Genomic DNA, 19,673 nt, shown 5'->3' with positions numbered 1-19,673 from the left:
AATCCACTCCGCCCCCTTTGGTTCCTTGTGTCAGCTACATGATCAATCGTGTCTGACCCTTTTGTTCATTGTTCTAGCTATTCAATATTGTTTCAAAAGTTAGGATTGACCAGAGAAATACAGTTAGAAAACCTAATCAGGAAGTATTTGTTAATTAAGACTGTCGGAGACATCATTGAGTCGAGATAACTTCACTAAAGCAGTAATAGAAAAACTCAAGGCTAGAGTATCTAACCGATGCTCAAATCCAGAATGTCGAGTACAAACAACTGCCCCATCTGACTCTGGAGGTATAAGTAATATCGGTATTGCAGCCCATATCTGTGCCGCGTCTCCCGGAGGCCCACGGTATGACAGTTCGATGAGCTCTTCAGAAAGAAAGTCACTTGATAATGCCATATGGCTTTGCTCAAACTGTTCAATTGATATTGATAGAGATCTAATAAGATATACCGTTGATTTACTGAAAGAATGGAAGCAAATAGCTGAAAATAATGCACGGCTTGAGCTAGGCAAAAAAATACCTAGTCACAAAGATACTGTTAATACAATCACAGCATCTTTGACAGGGTTAGGTGCCAATTTCGTACCGACCGCTATCTCAAATGTACATATCGCTTCCGAGAAAGCCTTGGAGGCACTTGATGAGAGATTTAAAGTTCAATCTTTTTTTGACGGTAATATGTCAACGTTTCGCATTCTTGCCAAAGAGACTGTTCCTCTACAGATGATAATTCCTAGCGAAGCTGCAAAAGATTACCAAAAACAATATATGGAATTAGTTGAGCATGGTAAAGATGTGGAAATAGACGCCTCTTCATTTAATTTTGAAGGCTCAAGATTATTCGAGGAACTATTTAACCAGCCCTATGGGAAGCTTAATATCTCCGCAACTAATAGAAAGGCCATACAAAAAATATGGCTAGTTGAGAAAGAAACTAGCCTTGTTGAGACATTTGATGATATTCACGGTGACTTGAGAATTGGTACTAAGTCATTCAATTTTACTGGCAAGTCCTGCGCTGACACGTTTAGTACTAACTTTAGTAAGCCAATCACAGAAAATAAAACTACACATAAAGTTGATTTAAACTTCACAGTTGGTTTTGAGCGTTGGGAAGGAACGGACATTCAGCAGATAAAATATTTTGAAAAGTTCTTTTCGCTTTTCGAAAAAATTGCATTAGGGTGGCAGATATTCACTTCACTAGAAGTAGACGGTAGCAAAATACTCACTAGCCAAGCTATGTATGCTGACAATTCAGAGTTTGTTAAAAATACTAATAGTTTCCTACACTATATCAACAGTTGCAGAATTATAGGCCGCTCTTTAGGTGTGCAAATAAACTTCAAATTAGATGTATCGTATAGCGCTGAAGAGCATAAGAGACTTGCAGAGATTACTGATATAATCTCTGGCAATCAGCAGTTTAAATCAAATGAGATTTCCGATAATCTTTCAACAGACATCATTGTGACGGATAAGAAAGAAAACGTCGATAAAATGCTGGCTATTGATAAGCCGATCAGTATGCGAATGGTTCAAAATGAGTGTGAGACGGTCGAACTCTTCGGACAAGAGGTTGTATTGCCTCCAAAAGTTTTTTACTTCAGTTCAGTTACTCCAAAGATTTATATCGATATCAGTAATATTCAACCTGGTGACACAGTGAATGTAGAGTGGATACCAGAAGCAAACTCAAAGTTTGTCGTAAGTTATGAACTCTAAATTTCTTTGAATCAACGGGGTCAGAGTGTTTGATTACGCAGAAGAAGCATTTACATTAGAACAAGTCAGCGAGTTCTCCGGTGACGTTGTAATTGAGTTTGGTGCGCCTTGGTGTGGACACTGTCAGGCTGCAAGTCCTGCGATAAAAGAAGCAGTCATGGAACATTCAGGACTGCGTCATATTAAGATATATGACGGAAAAGGCAAACGACTAGGACGTGCGTTTAAGGTAAAGCTTTGGCCAACGTTGATACTTCTGCAAGATGGCAATGAAGTGGGTCGTCTAGTGAGGCCATTACGTTCTGACGAGGTTCGCCAATTACTTTCGAACATCAACTAACACTGCTCATAATCAAAACAATACGACAAAGCTTTGAAATCAAACTTAGCCCATGTTGAGCTTCATCCTTTAGCCCTGTCAACACATGTTTGAGAAAGTGGAACTGGCTTTATAAATGTGAGCTAATCACGTACTCTAACTTCTCTAAAAATCATATTGACCGACATGATAGAGAGAAAAGTCTGTTTTCCCTTTGGGGATTAGTAAAAACAAAACAGGCATTTATCTCTGATTTGAAAGTCTATTTTGGCTAATCAAAATTTATATCTAACTATTACTACTGAGAGAGAATATGAGCGAAAACGCCCCTGCTGAAAAAACATTCCAAGAACGCTGTGATGAGTTTATAAACCTTGCTAACCAGCAGCATGCAGAAACCGAAGTAGACAATGTCAATGCGGCAATTTTATTCTCTGCATCACGTTTTAATGTATTTACGACTGTTCGTCAGTTTGATGATGTTGAAAAGTTAAAAGAAGAAAAACAAAAAATCATTGATTATTTCACTCAGCGTTATACCGATATGATGGCGCAAAACATTGAGGAATATATCGAACGCTTTGATGAATACAATCCAAATTAAGTTGACGTCACTTATCAACTAAAATAAAGCCGACATTGCGTCGGCTTTTTTGTGTTTGCGTCGGTTAAAAGACTAGCTTACTGACCGACCGCGTAACAGCTTGAGATATCCGGCCATTGTTCAGCTTTGATGGTTGTGTAGTGATTCCAAAACGCATTGTCGATGGCCTTCAATTGGCTGGATGTGTCGTCGCGACGATAGCGTGACAAGTGCCCAGGCCCGCCGTTATAAGCGGCATAGGTTGCCTTTATCAAATTGTCATCACCGCCGGGCTGTTCGTGCTCGCCTTTGCGGATCGCATAATCAAGCATGTAATGGGTCAGAATGTCGATGCCAGCGTTTACATTGTAGTCGACCTCATTAACAAGGCGGTCAAGATCGTACACCTTACGCCAAACCCGACCGTTGATTTGCATCATGCCCACCGCGCCACCAGATGAACGCAATACTTGTGGGTCGCTACTCGACCCTACAAGCTGGCGCCAGCAGGATTCTTTCCATGCGGTAGCACGTACCAGAGGGTCGAGTCGCTCAGCCATTCTGTCCGGCATCTTATTATTCTTGGCTAGCCAGGCGTTGGCCTGTTCTTCCAGCAAACTAGCAACCAGCTCAAGGTAATGATTAAGGTTTTCCAGCTGTGGGACTAACCCTTTTAAAGCCACAGCCGGCGGAACAGTGTCGGCATAAGCAGTTGGCAATAGCCAAGCCCCTACTCGCCCAAAACTAACGTCTCTGTGTGGCGTCGATTCTACGGTTGTGAATTCGGCCTCACCGCTGGCATCAAACCCAAACAAGTCGCGAAATGCCGGATCGACCTCCAAAGGCAACGGCGTAAAACTGGGTGGCACAGCTTCGGCCAACAGCAAGCGAGCAAGTTTACGCAGCCCGTCACGGGTGATCTCGAAACCATATTCAGGCCCCAAGGCATCAAGTGCCCGCAACGCGTCACCACCAGCGATAAACGCAGCAAGCTTGAAGTCCGCTTCCAAGCCCGGCGTTTCCAGACCTTCGAGTTCACTCATCAGCGGTCGCAGCCGTTCCCAGGTCGTCAGGAAAAGTTCGCGAACCGGATCATGCTCAGGATCATCGACCGTCAGCGCCTCGGCAATAGCATGTCGTGCATCCAACAACACGGCGAGTAACTCGATACGTAAGGCATGTGAGTTGGTTGAGTGAGCCAAGGTCGAAATGATGGTAGTCAGAAAGCCATCTAACTCATCTTCAAGCGTTTGCCATTGTGCCAGCTCGCTGACATTGAAAGTTGGCTCAGATACGTGCTCGGCGGGTTCAGGCACACGAACCTGAAAAGCCAACCAGGCTCTGACGCCTGTCTCTTCTGTTTGCAGTCGAGCAATGTGGGTACGCTGAATCAGGGACTGCTCATCATCATGTGAACTCGCTGGCCCCAGCGATTGCTCGATCAATTCATCCAGGCTGTTCAGTGGCCCGGCTAAATCAATCTGCACGCTCTTCATGCGTGGCAGTACCAACATATCGGCAATAAGCTTAGCTGGTTTGCTCAACAGTCCGGGGCTACTGTCTGGTCGCGACAATTCGATCGAATCAGGTACAAACTCTATGGCCAGTCCGGACTCCATAACCTGAGGAGTCAATTTCAATGTCAGTCGCCCCTGCCATGGCGTCAGCCCTCGGCAGGCCCCGAGCACGTGGGCACCCGTCGCGGCGGAAAATGCCATGTCAACAGCCAGTTGAGCGTCCTCGGTCAACAATACGAGATCGGACAAATCAACCCGATTGCATTGAGCGTCGCCGAGTGAACTCTGACCATTCTCATCAAGCTCAAGGACGCGACCTACTGCGGCTTGAATATGGGCTGTTTCAGCCAGTAAGGGGATTTCAACTTCGCCTGTAGCCTGAGCGTTCGAGCTGAGTAATATACAAAATAGCCAGAGAATAGGCTTCATTTGAGGCTACTTGGGGGAAAAAAAATAGGCAAGAGAGTCAAAGTGAGCAGGCACCTGAAAAATGGGTGTACTTGGGCTGACACCGATGTGTCGGATTTTACAGCTAACCCGCACGAAAAAACATCTCCCTTTACATCATTCAGGCATCCTGATTATGCATGTACTCTAATTGCTGGGCTTCGCCCAATTCGTGTTGTTTTTTCTTAGCCTTGCGCTCCACCTTATCTAACTCATCATCTGGGATAGCAGCATTCCCTGCCGTATTTCGAATCCGTTGCAAACAAAGCAATGCCTCATCAGGGTCCTGATGTTCAATGCTGTTATCAAGCAAAGCTTTGGCCAGAGCCAGCAAGGCTTCAGGGTTGCCTGTTTCCGCCGCTTTGCGATATTCAGCTTCCGTTTCACAAGGTGCTAATTGAGTAAGTTGACGTTCTGATTCTGCATGACGCTCGTCAAGAGTTTTGACCATGATGACTATTCCCGGTTAATGAAGAGATGTTTTATTAATTAGGGTGGGGTTACTGCAATTAAGTTTCTGGCATTACAATGCGTAAATACGACAGACACTATTTATTCCAGAACACCTCAAGCAACCGTTTTATAGTGACTATTTATTCTTAAGCTGTTCTCCCTCACCTGTAGCTACGCTTAAAGCACAGCATCCGTTATTTCAATTACAGGCACCATCACCGTTTTGCGTAGTTTATAGCTCACTAAGGAGAATTATCCTTCTTCGTGATAGCCGATCACACGCTCCACTTCGTTTTTGGAACCTAAGATAACTGGCACACGTTGATGTAAATCTGTAGGTTTGATGTCCATAATTCGCTGATACCCTGTTGAACTAACCCCACCTGCTTGCTCAACAATGAAACTCATCGGGCTAGCTTCATACATGAGGCGTAGTTTGCCATTTGGGCTGGTTGATTTCGTTTCGAGCGGGTAGAGAAAAATGCCTCCACGAGTCAATACACGATAAACTTCAGACACCATGGAAGCGACCCAACGCATATTGAAATTCTTTTCTCGCTCACCATCAATACCTTGAATACATTCTTCAATATAACTTTTTACCGGTGTTTCCCAGAACCGTTGGTTGGAAATATTCACGGCAAATTCAGCGGTATCTTCTGGAATGGTCATCTTAGGATGAGTCAAAACAAATTCGCCAATATCGCGATCTAAGGTAAAACCATTCACCCCATCGCCAGTGGTGAGGATCATCATGGTTGTAGGCCCATAAACACAAAAACCTGCACACACTTGTTCTGTACCAGCTTGCATAAAGTCTTCTAACGTTGGCTGGGTGACTCCTTGTGGGCAGCGTAATATTGAGAAGATAGTACCCACAGATAAATTAATATCGATATTGGACGAACCATCCAGTGGGTCAAAAGCAATGAGATATTTACCCTTGGGCAGTTGCTCGGGAATTTGAATAATGTCTTCAATTTCCTCAGATACCATTGCAGCCAGGTAACCATGACAATTGAGATGTTCAACCATGACATCATTGGTGATGATATCGAGTTTTTTCTGGACTTCGCCCTGTACGTTTTCAGACTCGCTAGCGCCACCTATTCCTATGATGGCACTGCGGCTTACTAGGTGAGCTATCTTTTTACAGGCGCTCGCTATATCAGCAAGAAGCCCCGACAAATCATCGGTTCCTGAACCAGCATGACTAAGTTGCTGTTCAATAATAAATTGATTTATCGATTTTCCAATAGATGACATAAATGTCTCCTCTCACTTGGGCTTATATAGATTAAATGTTAACGACCAATTGCAGATATGACTGGCAGTCACTTCAATTAACATCAGACTGCAACGCGAATGATCATTTTTATTACCGTGATATCACTACGGCTTCTGACTTGAATCTCTAATCACACACTCACCTGAAAGCACAAGGCGGCGCAGAGGAGCATCCGGTGTTTCAATGCGTTGAATAACTGCAGAAACAGCTTCTTTACCCATCATTTCAACTGGTTGACGAATTACCGTAATACCGGGATCGACTAATGATGACCATGGTTCATCATCAAAGCCAGCAATGGCGATATCATGAGGAATTCGCAAGCCTGTCGCTCGTGCAGCCATCAGTGCTGAACGAGTAAAAAGGCTATTACTGAGAATGACCGCTTCCGGTCTGTCAGGAGATGAAAACCATGCTTCAAGCTCGTTTTGAGCAACAATGGCTGTAGAAGGCAGACTCTTAACCTCAGGTTTGAGACCGAGAGAATGCATTGCCTCTATATAGCCATTTTTCCGTTGTTCTCCGGTAATGCTTGTCGCACCAAATAAGCCACCAATACGCTGGTATCCTTGACTGTGAAGATGAATAACGAGTTCTTTAGTAGCGGTGTGGTTATCCATGACTATGACGTCGAATTTTTCTTTGTCTCTAGCACGGTCAATGAGTACTAAAGGAAAGTCAAAACTCCATTTACGCAATGACTTCAATCCCTGTGTTGTGGGTGCCACAATCAGGCCCGAAACTCGTTCCTCTTGCATGAATTTGAGATACATTTCTTCACGTTCAGGGTCTTCACCCGTGTTGCAAAACATGACTCGCATGCCTGCCTTGTAAGCGGCTGATTCCACAGCTTGAGTGATTGCTGTGAAAAAGGGATTTACCAGATCGGCCACTATCAATCCAATTGTCGCGGTGCGGTTTGAGCGTAACCGTCTTGCCGCCATATTGGGTCTATATCCTGTGGACTTTACCGCTTTAAGTACTTGTTCTCGTACTTTATCACTCACGGATCCGCCACCTAACACCCTAGAAACCGAAGCAGGTGAAACACCGGCTATTTTCGCTACATCTTTTATCCCGACACTCATATTAGAAAACGTTTCCAAGTTCGTTAAATTTACAAAAAACTATATATATCAACAGTTGAAGCCAACCTTACCACAGGATATTGCACGCTGTCATTAAATTGTTTGACATTTTACCTGAAAACGTTTTCAATACTTCTAAAGCAAAATATAAGTTCGCGTAAACATAGCGTGACGGAAATCGAGAGAGGAGATAAATTATGCTTGTAACAAAGCAGACTGATAGCGAGCTAGACCTAGTACAAATAGTGCAACTTAATGTCACCGCTTCCAGCAAAGAGGAAGTAATTGAACAAGCAACACAGCTACTCGTCACGAATAACTGTGTTGAACCCGCCTTTGCACAAAGCATGAAGGACCGTGAAACACGTGCCAACACCTTTCTAGGACGCGGTATAGCCATTCCACATGGTATCGCTGAAGATCGTCATCTCATAAAACAGGATGGTGTTGCGATACTTCAAATTCCTCAAGGTGTGGAATGGAACCCAGGCCAGATCGCCTATATGGTTGTCGCAATTTCTGCTCAAACTGATGGGCATATTACTTTGCTCCAAACGCTAACAGGCCTGCTACAAAACGAGGAACAACTCCAACAGCTGTTTCAAACAGATGATGAGCAGCTCATCGTCACTTCACTGAATAAAGCAAGTGAAGAACCCGAAGAGTCTGAAGTCCTGATTGACTTTGCAAAAAAATTCGAGTGGACACTCGATTACCCCACAGGCTTGCATGCTCGCCCAGCAACTAAGTGGCTGGAAACTGCACGCCAATTCAACTCGTCGATTCGCATTCGTCATGCAGACAAAACGGCTGACGCAAAAAATTTAATTGCCTTACTTCGCCTGGGAGTTCGAGAAGGCACGTCTCTAACTGTATCGGCAGAAGGCGCTGATGCTGATAAAGCATTATCAGTAATGCAGATACTTATGCAAAGCCTCTCCGCTCAAGAGAAAGCGGATGCGGAACTGGCATTAAAACGACAAAAATCAAGTCCCTCTTGGCAAGCAAGAGAAGATTTGGCTGCAATCATCGGTGCATCAGCAGCGCCAGGCATGGTGGTTGGGCCAATTTACAGAAAAATAAAACACACACTCGAGATCCCGGATCAAACTGAATCGCTCTCTGAAAGTGCATCACGACTTCACCGAGCCTTGAGACAGACAAAAACACAGCTCAAAGCACTTTCGGAAGAGACAGAACAGCGACTCGGAAAACAAGAAGCCAAGATATTCTTGGCACATATCGAATTATTAAACGATACCGATCTCATCACGCTTGTCTGTCAGATAATGGCTGATGGTCATGGTGTTGCCTGGTCTTGGAATAGAGGCGTTGAGCGCATGGCGAATCGTCTGTCTGCACTTGGTAACCCAGTCTTAGCTGCAAGAGCAACTGATCTCAAAGACGTTGGCAACAAAGTCTTATTTCAAATCGAACCTGAGCTGTCAAATACCAGCGAGAAAGGCTGTCCCGACCATCCATATATACTCATTAGTGACGACCTCACACCATCTGATACGGCAGCTCTGGACATCACAAAAGTGATTGGCTTAGCAACCTCAGAGGGTGGCCCAACGTCTCATACCGCTATTTTAGCTAGAACATTAGGTTTACCCGCTTTAGTGGGGGGCGGCAAAGGGTTACTGGATATAGCTAATGACTCCCATGTGATTCTTGATGGAACAGCAGGACGTATTTATATCGATCCAAATGATGAAGATATAACTTCAGCTCATGAGTGGATAGCGAAACTTCAAGCTCAACAAACGAAAGATGCAGAGACACGACAACTACCTGCAAAAACCACAGATGGAACTGAAATTCTCATTGGTGCCAATATCAATCAACCTGATCACGTAGCAGAAGCTCTATCTGAAGGCGCTGAAAGTGTTGGCTTGATGCGTACCGAATTTTTATATCTCGAACGAAGTGATGAGCCATCTGAAGATGAGCAATTCGAGACTTACCTTGCCATGGCCAACAATTTGGATGGCCGTGATCTGATTGTGCGTGCGCTTGATATCGGGGGCGATAAACAAGCTCCTCAACTGGCACTTCCTCAAGAAGAAAACCCATTTTTAGGGGTACGTGGTTCTCGATTACTGCTTCGACGTGCTGATTTGCTCCAACCACAACTCCGCGCGCTTTATCGGGCTCTGAAAGAGGGAGCTAAATTGTCAATCATGTTCCCAATGGTCACGTCAGTAAATGAGTTATTAAAGCTCCGCGCGCTCTGTGAAGATGTTCGAGTAGCAATGGATGCACCAAGCTGCCCCATAGGCGTGATGATTGAAGTTCCTGCAGCGGCACTTGAAGCTCAGGCTTTAGCAAAACATGCAGACTTCTTCTCTATTGGCACCAATGACTTAACCCAATATTGTCTCGCGATGGATCGACAAAATCCTACACTTGCTGCTGAAGCGGATAGCCTACACCCCGCCGTTCTCAAACTCATTAAGCTAACGGTTGATGGTGCAAAGGATCAAAACTGCTGGGTCGGTGCCTGTGGTGGTATCGCTGGTGATCCTCTCGGCGCTGCCATCCTGTCTGGACTGGGTGTATCAGAGTTATCTATGTCACCGCTCGATATTCCCGCTGTCAAAGCGCGTCTTCGTCAAACTCAATGACTGAACTTCAAGCGTTAGCACAAAAGGCTTAGAAGCTGAAACGACTGAGAGCTGTTCGTGAGCTTAAGGGGGCGTAATTATGATATTTCCCAGTTACCACAGTCACTCTTAATCCTGGCATCGATCAAACGCTGGAAGTCGACCTCTTTGCCGTTGATCATGTTAACCGTGTCAGTAGCGCTCGTTCCAATGCTGGTGGTAAAGGCGTAAATGTTGCCTCCTGTCTTGCTGACTGGGGTGTTTCTGTCTATGCCTCCGGCCTACTTGGTAATGATAATTCAGAACTTTTCAGCAAGCTTTTCAAACAGAAAAAAATCATCGATGGCTTTGTTCGTTTTAATGGAGAAACCAGAACAAACATCAAGATCTTGAATAAGCAAAGCGGAGAAACCACTGATCTGAACATGTCTGGACAGAACATATCTGAAGCGAATTTGGATGAGCTTTTGAAAAGACTGAGTGAACTCGAAAATGGCTCTATCCTAGTATTATCAGGAAGCTTACCTACGGGCTGCCCCGACGATTTTTACACACATTTAATGCAAGAACTGGCATACAAGAATTTACGTATTATTGTTGATACCAGTGGCCCGGCACTGACTTCCATTCTGACGAGTAATGCCCCTCCTCCTTTTATGATTAAACCTAACTTACACGAGCTCCAAACATTCGTGGGTGAAGACTTAAAAGAAACAAGCGACATAATGAATGCTGCCCAAAAACTTAATCATAGCGGTATAGAAAATGTCATTGTTTCGTTGGGTGCTGATGGCTCATTATTTGTCTCTCATGAAGGTGTGCTTCATGCTCGTCCACCCAAAATTGCTAGTAACAGCTCTGTCGGCGCTGGCGACGCCATGGTCGCCGGTCTTGTTGCTGCTGTGCTTGATGGGCTTGATTTAGAAGCTACTGCAAAACTGGCAACCGCTTTCGCTGTGGGCAAATTGGGACTTCACGGCCCCAACCTACCGTCCAGAGAGACCATTAATTCTTTGGCAAAATCGGTTACAACAAGTCACATTAAAACCAATTAAAGCAGAACCTTATAGCAATATAAACAAAGGGTCACAGGAGAGATTAACATGTCTAAACTACTCATCATTGTCGATGACAAACATAAAGAAACACACGCTGTTCTAGCAGGCGAAGTGTTAAGAAAAGCGGCTTCCGAACTGAACCATTCATGTTGCATAGAGGTGCGTACCCCCCAAGGCGTCATTGCAGCCATAACACAAGAAATGCTGAATGATGCAGAGTCACTACTCTTGGTTGGTGATGTTGAAATAAGTGACTCAAATATTGCTGATCTGCCCACTATCAAAGCGAGTATTGATGAGGTACTGGATAGCCCATCTAAAGTACTAGAGCGTCTTTCATCAACATCTGATAGTTCGTCCAAAAAAGGTAAAAAGATCGTTGCGATTACGTCTTGCCCTACTGGTATTGCTCACACATTCATGGCTGCTGAAGGATTACAGCAAGGATCAAAAAGTCTCGGTTATGAAATAAAAGTCGAAACACAAGGATCTGTTGGTGCCCGTAATGAATTAACTCCTGAGGAAATAGCAGCGGCTGACTTAGTTATTATCGCTGCAGACACGACTGTTGATACATCTAGATTTCAGGGGAAATTAGTCTTCAAGTCGGGGACTAAACCCGCTATTGCAGATGGTGCTGTGCTTATAGAAAAAGCCTTTAAAGAAGCATCTAGCAACACAGTGGAAGTAGCTAAAAGTGAAACTGCTGCATCTCAGGATAATAAAAAAGGGCTTGCAGGCGCCTATAAGCACTTGATGACAGGTGTGTCCTTCATGCTTCCTTTTGTTGTAGCCGGGGGAATACTGATAGCTATTTCTTTTGCTTTAGGTGGTATCTATGCTTATGAAGAGGAAAATGCTGGCACCTTAGCCTACGCATTATTCCAAATCGGCGCCGAAGGTGCCTTTATGCTTATGGTGCCAGCGATTGCTGGTTATATATCATTTTCCATTGCCGACCGACCAGGCCTAGCCCCAGGTATGGTGGGTGGCTTGATGGCCGCTAATCTTGGCGCTGGCTTTCTAGGTGGTATTGTCGCTGGTTACATGGCTGGTTATATCACAGCAGCCTTGAGTAAGTGGATTCAACTCCCCAAAAACCTCGATGGCCTAAAACCCGTCCTCATTCTTCCCGTTCTCACAACCATGCTGACTGGTCTTTTAATGTATTACGTTATTGCCGCACCGGTTGCTGAAATCATGTCTAGCTTGAAAGATTGGCTTGAGGGTATGCAGGCTGGCAGTGCTGTGCTTTTAGGGTTGCTGTTGGGTGGAATGATGGCATTTGATATGGGGGGACCGGTCAACAAAGCCGCTTATGCATTTGCAACAGGCCTGGTAACCAGCGGCGTATTTGCACCTATGGCGGCCGTGATGGCGGGTGGTATGACGCCACCGCTTGGACTAGCGTTAGCAACAAAACTATTTCCTCATAAATTTAATAAAGAGGAGCGCGAAGCTGGCAACGCAGCGGCTGTACTTGGCATTTCTTTCGTCACGGAAGGCGCTATCCCTTATGCTGCTCGTGATCCATTCCGTGTCATCCCCTCGTTAATCCTCGGTTCTGCAACCGCAGGCGCAATCTCTCTGGCTGTAGGAGTAGAACTCAAAGTGCCTCATGGCGGCGCCTTTGTATTAGGTATTCCGAATGCTGTCACACATCTAGGCATGTATGCATTTGCGATAGTCGCTGGGAGTGTTGTTACAACTCTTTGCTTATTTATTGTGAAAAAAAAATTAACTAACTGATATAGAACTACAGGAAGAGAGATCCCATGCGTATTTATATAACCCTTATTTCACTCGTATGTTTCGGCTTTGTTAATCCGGTAATGGCAGAATCGGTTGATACTAATTTAGTAAAATGGAGTTCATCTTATACTGGCGAAGCGGCCAGCAATGTTGATGGTGGTCAAAGCGAAGGAAGTGCTTATGCAGGTCAACTTTTCATAGGCGCCGATATTAATCTTGATAACGCTTTTGGATGGTCCGATACCACGCTGCATTTAGCAGCAACTAACCGCCATGGTAATAACCTTGCCGAGAAAAAACTTGGCAACAGCACTTCTGTTCAAGAAATTTATGGCGGCCAAGGTTCTCGTCTAGTTTTATTCTCACTGGAGAAACACCTACTGGATGGCAAACTTGAACTTGAGGCCGGTCGTATGGTGGCTAATATTAACTTCTTAGGGTCTGAACTTTGTCAGTATTTCCAGAATAATGCGGCTTGTGGCAACCCAACGTTTGTATTTCGCACCAGTAGCTTCACATGGTGGCCCGTATCTAGTTGGGGGGCACGATCTAAATATTGGTTTACACCAAACGTTTACGCCCACGTGGGTGTGTATGAGGACAATAGCGGTCACCAAGATGATAGTAATCACGGCCTGACATGGAACACTAAGGAATCAAATGGTTTTATCGTTCCATTTACTTTGGGCTACCGCACCAACTGGGATAGCGATCGTTACCCTCGAACATATGAATTGGGTGGCTGGTATGACAAAACGGATTACTTTCACCCACTAAAAGACAGTGCGGGTAATAACGCGGTCGAGACAGGTAACCCATACGAACAATTAAACGGACGTTCCGGCATATTTGCTCGATTCGAACAAGTCGTTTACCGCCCTGATCCCGACTCAAAACGTAGCCTGACGTTATTCGGTGCAGCATTAACTAAAGGTTCTGGCGAATTATCGGTCGATTATCAATTACAAGGCGGTTTCGTTAAGCGCGGCACCTTCCAAAGTAGAGACAATGATACGGTCGCTTTTGTTGTATCTAAACAAAACTATAGCCGAGAAGCCCTAGAAGACTTAAGACTGGCAAGAGAATCAAATGGTGGCTCAGGCACGCCTTCAAATAATCAAGTGATGATGGAATTGAGTTATGGCTACCAATTGACACCACAAATCCGAGTTCAGCCCAATATTCAGTACATTATCAATCCCGATCAATTCGCTGATCCCGGACGCACAAAAGACTTAGATAATATTTTTATATTAGGTCTGCGGTTCGATGTTAATCTTGCAGATATAGTTAAGTCACTGAAATAAAGAGGTTTGGGTTAGACATAACTTTATTTTAAGGCATGTCTAACCCTGCCAGCTAGAATAATCAACAAAGTCACACACAGTTGACTTTTCATGACCGAAAATTTCAGTTTTATATAGGATTATTTCTTCTTCTGTTTTGTTGCCCACTGGAAAGCACGGTATAGCTGGTAAAAAAATAGAGGGGGTGATGCACCATATCAGGACTTCTATACACTCAAATGGTTCAGCTGATAGTACAACGAGAATGATGAATATCAATGTGACGCGACGCGGTGCGTTTATAGCTCGCGATAACTCATATCGCTTAATGCTTTTATCATTAACGCTTTATTTTCTGGAGTGCCAGTCTCATCTGCTTTTCACACTCAATGATAATAAATAAGGTAATACCTACTCCGATGATCAGTAGACCATCGAGTACTGGAATCGATTCAGTAGCAAAAATGGATTGCAATAATGGCAGATAGGTAATCGCGAATTGTGCTGCTGTTATGGCAATCACTACAGTCCACACAACTTTGGTCCCGCGCACGCCTTGCCAGGTGAGCGACGTACTGTAGATATTTCGAATAAAAAACAGATGGAAAATTTCCATCACCACCAATGAATTCAATGCAATGGTGCGTGCCAATTCTAGTGAGTAACCTTTATCTATGGCGTAGTGATACGTACCAAATACACCACACAGAAACAGTAGTGATACCAACACGATATGCCAAACCAGTCCGCCGTTTATTAACGATTCATGGCGTTCGCGTGGCGGTCGGCGCATTGTGTTTTTTTCAGTGGGTTCAAACGCCAGTGCAATGCCGAGTGTGACGGCTGTGATGAGATTAACCCACAGAATTTGAATCGGTGTAATAGGCAATGTCATCCCTAACAGCAAAGCTAACACTATTGTCATCGCTTCGCCGGCATTGGTCGGTAATGTCCAGCTAATGACTTTTTTTAAGTTGTCATAGACTGTCCGGCCTTCGCACACAGCTGCCACGATGGAGGCAAAGTTATCATCGATCAACACCAGTTCTGCAGCTTCTTTTGCCGCCTCACTGCCTTTTTGTCCCATGGCAATGCCGACATCTGCTCGTTTTAACGCAGGTGCATCGTTAACGCCGTCACCTGTCATAGCGACAGTCATATCATGAGATTGCAAGGCCATGACCAACCGTAGTTTGTGTTCTGGACTGGTACGGGCAAATACATCACACCCCATGACGACCTGACGAAGTGCGGTGTCATCAAGTTTATCCAGGTCACTTCCGGTGAGGACGTTGTCGGTACTTCTCAGACCAATTTGCTTAGCTATGGCGGCAGCCGTTTTAATGTGGTCACCGGTGATCATTTTCACCTGAATGCCAGCAGCATGACACTCAGCCACTGCACTAATAGCTTCTGTGCGAGGTGGGTCAATCATTCCCACCATACCGTTCAGGGTTAGAGAGCCTGATAACTCCCCACGTTCCAACACAGTATGAGTAGGTGTCATGGCTTTTGAGGCAAAAGCTAATACCCGCTGTCCGCGTGCGGCAATGGCATCTGCCCGTTCGTTCCAGTAAGCCGTATCCAAAGCTTCAGCACTACCATCGGCGCTGAGCTGATTGGCACACATTGCCAACACACTCTCTGGCGCACCCTTGATATAAATACAGGCGTGTTGCTCGTGATCATGATTGAGCGTTGCCATAAAGCGATGTTTGGCATCAAACGGAATGGTATCCGTTCGCGTCCAGGTAGCCTGCTCCTCACGGGTTTTCACATCGACTTTACCTGCAAAACTCAACAGCGCTCCTTCCATCGGGTCGCCTTCCACCAGCCACACACTGTTATGCTCTCGTAGCACGGCATCATTGCAGAGTGTTGCAGTGCGGGCCAATTCAGCCAGAACAGCGTGTTCCTTTGGAGACACATGTGCGTCTTCAAGCTTCAGCGCTCCTGTGGGTTCATAGCCACTCCCTTCCAACGTGAAAAGGTGGCGATGAGTCAGCACCGAGGCAACCATCATTTCGTTACGAGTAAGCGTTCCGGTTTTATCCGTGCATATAACCGATACCGCGCCTAAGGTCTCAATGGCTGGCAAGCGTCGCACGATGGTGTTACGCCCAGCCATTGCCTGGACACCAATCGCCAAGGTAATGGTGAGCACGGCTGGAAGTCCCTCAGGAATGGCTGCGACAGATAAGCCCACCACTGCCATAAACATCTCAGTGAAATCATAATGTGCAACAAAATATCCGAACGCGAGTAAGACCACGGCGATGACAAAAATAAAGACCGTTAACCATTTGGCAAACACATCCATCTGTGTCACCAGTGGGGTTGTTAACGCTTCTACTTGCGATAAAAGTCCACTGATACGACCGATCTCCGTACCTGAAGCCGTGGCCACCACCACCCCTTTACCCTGACCACTTGTGATGAGTGTGCCCGAGTAGGCCATGCAGCTGCGGTCTCCTAAGAAAGCATTGTCATCAACAGAATGAGTATGCTTTTCAACCGGCAATGATTCCCCGGTTAAAATCGCTTCCTGTATAGATAAACCATGTGTGGAAAACAATCTGAGATCTGCAGGTACTTTTCCACCAGCCTCCAGTAAAACGATATCGCCCGGCACCAGTTGCTCGCCATTGATAGTGGTGCGTTCGCCATTGCGAATAACGTTGGCGCGAGGCGCCAGCATATGACGGATGGCATCGATGGCGTCTTCCGCCTTGCCCTCTTGGATAAAACCGATAACTGCATTTGCAACGACCACTGCGAGAATAACGCCGGTATCAATCCAATGCTCAAGAAGTGCTGTAATCGCAGCGGCCCCGAGAAGGACATAAATGAGAATATTATGGAAGTGCAACACAAAACGCACAAAGGGAGAACGACGGGTGGCATGTGGTAAACAATTTGGGCCATAATTTGACAGTCGTGTTTCGGCCTCAGCCTGAGTCAAACCTGCAGTAGAAGTTTGTAGATCCTCAAGTGCGACATCAAAAGAGTGACTATGCCATTTTGATTTTGTGCCCATATACTGATTATCCACCCTATCATCACTCATTGACTAGGCAGCTTTCAGCCACTCAATAAGGCAATCAGTGCGATGTAACTGAAACAGAAACGTTATTCAGATGGGTTATTTCTTCTTACGTTTTGTTGCCCACTGGCTGCCACAGTAAATCTGGTAAAGAACATAGGGGGTGATGCCCAGTATCAGTGCTTCTATTCCACTAAGCTCTTCACCTGCGAGCACAAGCACAATGACAAGTAGCAATCCAACAATACCGAACTTAAGAAGCTTAATTGACTCTTTCGCTAACACCTTCTGCATTTTGCTTCCTTTTCCATCGAAATAAAATCCAAATGAATTCAACTGACAAGTAGAGATCCTATCTGCATTTATGGCTTTTCATGATTGAACAGTCAAGAGGCAGCAGCGTTAAAATTATTAGCTGATTAAAACTGCGAGTCGGTTTATTCTTATTACCCTCTCCCTCACCAAAAGGAATTTGGTAAATGGACTTTTCGCCGCTCATTCAAGTATTACTCTCTTTCTGGTATTTGATACCGATTCTTTTCATTATTTCTCTCATCAAAACGCCTTGGTTTAAAGGCATTGTCGGCGAGTTCATCATCAACCTCTTTGCTGCATGGAAGTTAGATAACGATGTTTATCACCTAATCAAAAACGTAACTCTGCCCACGGATGATGGCACTACACAAATTGATCATATTATCGTGTCTGTTTATGGTGTCTTTGTCGTCGAAACCAAGAATCTCAAAGGTTGGATTTTCGGTAGTCCTAACCAGAAAATGTGGACACAGAAAATCTATAAGCACACTAATAAATTTCAAAATCCCCTTCACCAAAATTACAAGCACACGAAAAGCCTGCAATCTTTACTCAACCTTGAGGACAGTCAGGTGCATTCCGTGATTGTGTTCATTGGTGACAGTGAATTCAAAACCTCAATGCCCGATAACGTCACTTTTGGCATGGGCTACATTCGTTACATTGAATCAAAAACAGAAACCGTTCTCACCCCCAAGCAAGTTGTGGAAATAACAAACGCAATTGAAGAAGGCCGCTTAGCCAGAACGTTTAGAAACCATCGTGAGCATGTAAGACATGTTCAGGCTATTGTCGCTGAGAAAGCGGCTAAAAACCTTTGCCCGAAGTGCGGTAGCACCATGGTGTTGAGGGAGACGAAAAAAGGTGGCAATGCCGGTAAGCCGTTCTGGGGGTGTTCATCCTTCCCGAAATGCCGCGCCGTTGTTGCGGTCTCAGAATAATCTGAAGCCTTTACTAATGTAGTTTAAACGCTACGGGCTTCTACACTCAGTGCCAGCTTAAACAGTAACAAGCCCGACAGGCTCAAAGCCAGGCCAACCCAGACAGGTGCAATCCAGCCCATTTGATGACTGATCACAAAGCCACCTAAAAAGGCGCCTAAAGCATTAGCGACATTAAACGCAGAGTGATTGAGTGAGGCCGCTAAGGCTTGCGCTTCACCGGCGACATCCATTAAGCGGATTTGCAATGCCCCGGCCAAACCTGTCACGGTAAAGCCGATTAAAAACAGAGCTGCAATCGCGCTATACACTTCAGTCATGCTCAACGCGGCAATAATAAAGGCGACTGCGGAACTGACTAACACGCCGACGATGGTTTTATTAAGGTGTTTATCGGCCAACCAGCCTGCGACCAGACCACCAAGCACCATACCAACACCGAAAACAGCTAAAGCGAATGGCACGACTTTCACGTTGGCGCCAGTGTATTCAGTCAAGATTGGCGATGCATAGCTATAAACAGAAAATAAGCCGCCAAAACCAATCGCACCAATTGCCAGCGTTAACCACATATGGATGTTTTTAAAACCGGCAATTTCTTTACGAATACTCGCTGAGGTGCACGGCTTAATGCGTGGAACCAAAAAACTGATCGCCAGTATAGTAAAAAGTGCGGTAACTGCCGAAAACTCAAAGCCAGCCCGCCAGCCATAGGTCTGTCCCAACCAGGTCGCGAATGGCACACCAATAACACTGGCAATCGTTAAGCCCATCATCACTTGTGCAATCGCGGAAGCGCGGCGGTGTTGCCCCGCCAGATCTGCCGCCACCAATGAGGCAAAGCCGAAATACGCCCCATGCGGCAAACCGGCAATAAAACGGCTGAGTAACATGGTTTCAGGACTATTGGCTAATGCCGTAATTGCATTGGCCACGCCGTAAAACAACATCAACCCTAGTAATAAGCTCTTACGCGGTAACTTCACCCCTAAAATCGCTAATACTGGCGCGCCAACCGTCACCCCTAAAGCATAAGTAGTAATGAAATATCCAGCTGAGGGAATCGACACACTTAAATCTGTGGCGATTTCTTGAATTAACCCCATCGCCACATACTCGGTTGTGCCAATACAAAAACCACCGATGGCCAAAGCAAAGATCACCCATGGTAAAGAATAAGAGGAAGCTGAGAGGTTACTTGAGGACATATGACTGCGTCTTATAGAAAGGCGCGCAATGTAACATAGA

The 19,673-nt window shown here is 45.2% G+C and carries 14 protein-coding genes and 1 pseudogene; 8 read left to right on the top strand and 7 right to left on the bottom strand.

The window, feature by feature from the left end; translation table 11 throughout:
* Positions 1 to 175 precede the first annotated feature (175 nt).
* From MDMS009_RS15945 to MDMS009_RS14870, 3 genes are all read left to right on the top strand, one after another.
* Entirely contained in the window at positions 176 to 1,729 is a 1,554-nt protein-coding gene (locus MDMS009_RS15945; protein WP_008292076.1) for a hypothetical protein, read from the top strand.
* Between the two features lie 25 nt (positions 1,730 to 1,754).
* Positions 1,755 to 2,069 (top strand): thioredoxin family protein, encoded by a 315-nt coding sequence (locus MDMS009_RS14875; RefSeq protein ID WP_008292075.1) that lies wholly within the window; start codon positions 1,755 to 1,757, stop codon positions 2,067 to 2,069.
* A gap of 292 nt (positions 2,070 to 2,361) precedes the next feature.
* Positions 2,362 to 2,652, top strand: coding sequence for a DUF3144 domain-containing protein (locus tag MDMS009_RS14870; protein ID WP_008292221.1), 291 nt, complete (start codon positions 2,362 to 2,364; stop codon positions 2,650 to 2,652).
* A gap of 77 nt (positions 2,653 to 2,729) precedes the next feature.
* Here MDMS009_RS14870 and MDMS009_RS14865 read toward each other — a convergent pair whose 3' ends face one another.
* The 4 genes from MDMS009_RS14865 to MDMS009_RS14850 all read right to left on the bottom strand — a co-directional run bounded on the left by MDMS009_RS14865 (position 2,730) and on the right by MDMS009_RS14850 (position 7,424).
* Complete coding sequence (locus MDMS009_RS14865) at positions 2,730 to 4,577, bottom strand: lytic transglycosylase domain-containing protein (RefSeq protein ID WP_043888416.1); 1,848 nt, start codon at positions 4,575 to 4,577, stop codon at positions 2,730 to 2,732.
* A gap of 139 nt (positions 4,578 to 4,716) precedes the next feature.
* On the bottom strand, positions 4,717 to 5,046 hold the full coding sequence (locus MDMS009_RS14860; RefSeq protein WP_008292039.1) for a hypothetical protein: 330 nt from the start codon (positions 5,044 to 5,046) through the stop codon (positions 4,717 to 4,719).
* Positions 5,047 to 5,300: 254 nt separating this feature from the next.
* Positions 5,301 to 6,314: a class 1 fructose-bisphosphatase gene (locus tag MDMS009_RS14855; protein WP_008292223.1), complete on the bottom strand. Its 1,014-nt coding sequence runs from the start codon at positions 6,312 to 6,314 to the stop codon at positions 5,301 to 5,303.
* 126 nt (positions 6,315 to 6,440) lie between these two features.
* Positions 6,441 to 7,424, bottom strand: coding sequence for a LacI family DNA-binding transcriptional regulator (locus MDMS009_RS14850; RefSeq protein ID WP_008292045.1), 984 nt, complete (start codon positions 7,422 to 7,424; stop codon positions 6,441 to 6,443).
* Positions 7,425 to 7,621: 197 nt separating this feature from the next.
* Between MDMS009_RS14850 and ptsP the strand changes: the two genes are divergently transcribed.
* The 4 genes and pseudogenes from ptsP (at position 7,622) to MDMS009_RS14830 (ending at position 14,147) form a co-directional block, all read left to right on the top strand.
* A complete protein-coding gene (gene ptsP / locus MDMS009_RS14845; RefSeq protein WP_008292095.1) occupies positions 7,622 to 10,051 on the top strand; it encodes a phosphoenolpyruvate--protein phosphotransferase in 2,430 nt (809 codons plus the stop codon).
* 104 nt (positions 10,052 to 10,155) lie between these two features.
* Positions 10,156 to 11,085: pseudogene (pfkB, locus tag MDMS009_RS14840) on the top strand (1-phosphofructokinase); the annotation flags it as partial.
* A 48-nt stretch (positions 11,086 to 11,133) separates the two neighbouring features.
* Entirely contained in the window at positions 11,134 to 12,837 is a 1,704-nt protein-coding gene (locus tag MDMS009_RS14835; RefSeq protein WP_008292194.1) for a fructose-specific PTS transporter subunit EIIC, read from the top strand.
* Positions 12,838 to 12,920: 83 nt separating this feature from the next.
* Positions 12,921 to 14,147 carry a carbohydrate porin gene (locus MDMS009_RS14830; protein WP_237700544.1) on the top strand — a complete coding sequence of 409 codons (1,227 nt, stop codon included), beginning with the start codon at positions 12,921 to 12,923 and terminating at the stop codon, positions 14,145 to 14,147.
* A gap of 319 nt (positions 14,148 to 14,466) precedes the next feature.
* Here the strand turns inward: MDMS009_RS14830 and MDMS009_RS14825 are convergent, their stop codons facing one another.
* Both MDMS009_RS14825 and MDMS009_RS14820 read right to left on the bottom strand, forming a co-directional pair.
* Positions 14,467 to 17,193: a cation-transporting P-type ATPase gene (locus MDMS009_RS14825; RefSeq protein WP_008292128.1), complete on the bottom strand. Its 2,727-nt coding sequence runs from the start codon at positions 17,191 to 17,193 to the stop codon at positions 14,467 to 14,469.
* 75 nt (positions 17,194 to 17,268) lie between these two features.
* Positions 17,269 to 17,463, bottom strand: coding sequence for a hypothetical protein (locus tag MDMS009_RS14820; RefSeq protein WP_008292240.1), 195 nt, complete (start codon positions 17,461 to 17,463; stop codon positions 17,269 to 17,271).
* 185 nt (positions 17,464 to 17,648) lie between these two features.
* Here MDMS009_RS14820 and MDMS009_RS14815 point away from each other — a divergent pair, with 185 nt between their 5' ends.
* Entirely contained in the window at positions 17,649 to 18,425 is a 777-nt protein-coding gene (locus MDMS009_RS14815; protein WP_008292163.1) for a nuclease-related domain-containing protein, read from the top strand.
* A gap of 23 nt (positions 18,426 to 18,448) precedes the next feature.
* Here MDMS009_RS14815 and MDMS009_RS14810 read toward each other — a convergent pair whose 3' ends face one another.
* The gene (locus MDMS009_RS14810; protein WP_043888413.1) at positions 18,449 to 19,633 is read right to left on the bottom strand and encodes an MFS transporter; all 1,185 of its coding nucleotides are present in this window, start codon (positions 19,631 to 19,633) and stop codon (positions 18,449 to 18,451) included.
* Between the last annotated feature and the right edge of the window lie 40 nt (positions 19,634 to 19,673).

It is taken from the genome of Methylophaga thiooxydans DMS010 (assembly GCF_000156355.1).
GTDB lineage: Bacteria > Pseudomonadota > Gammaproteobacteria > Nitrosococcales > Methylophagaceae > Methylophaga > Methylophaga thiooxydans.
This window is presented reverse-complemented; position numbering and strand designations above follow the sequence as displayed.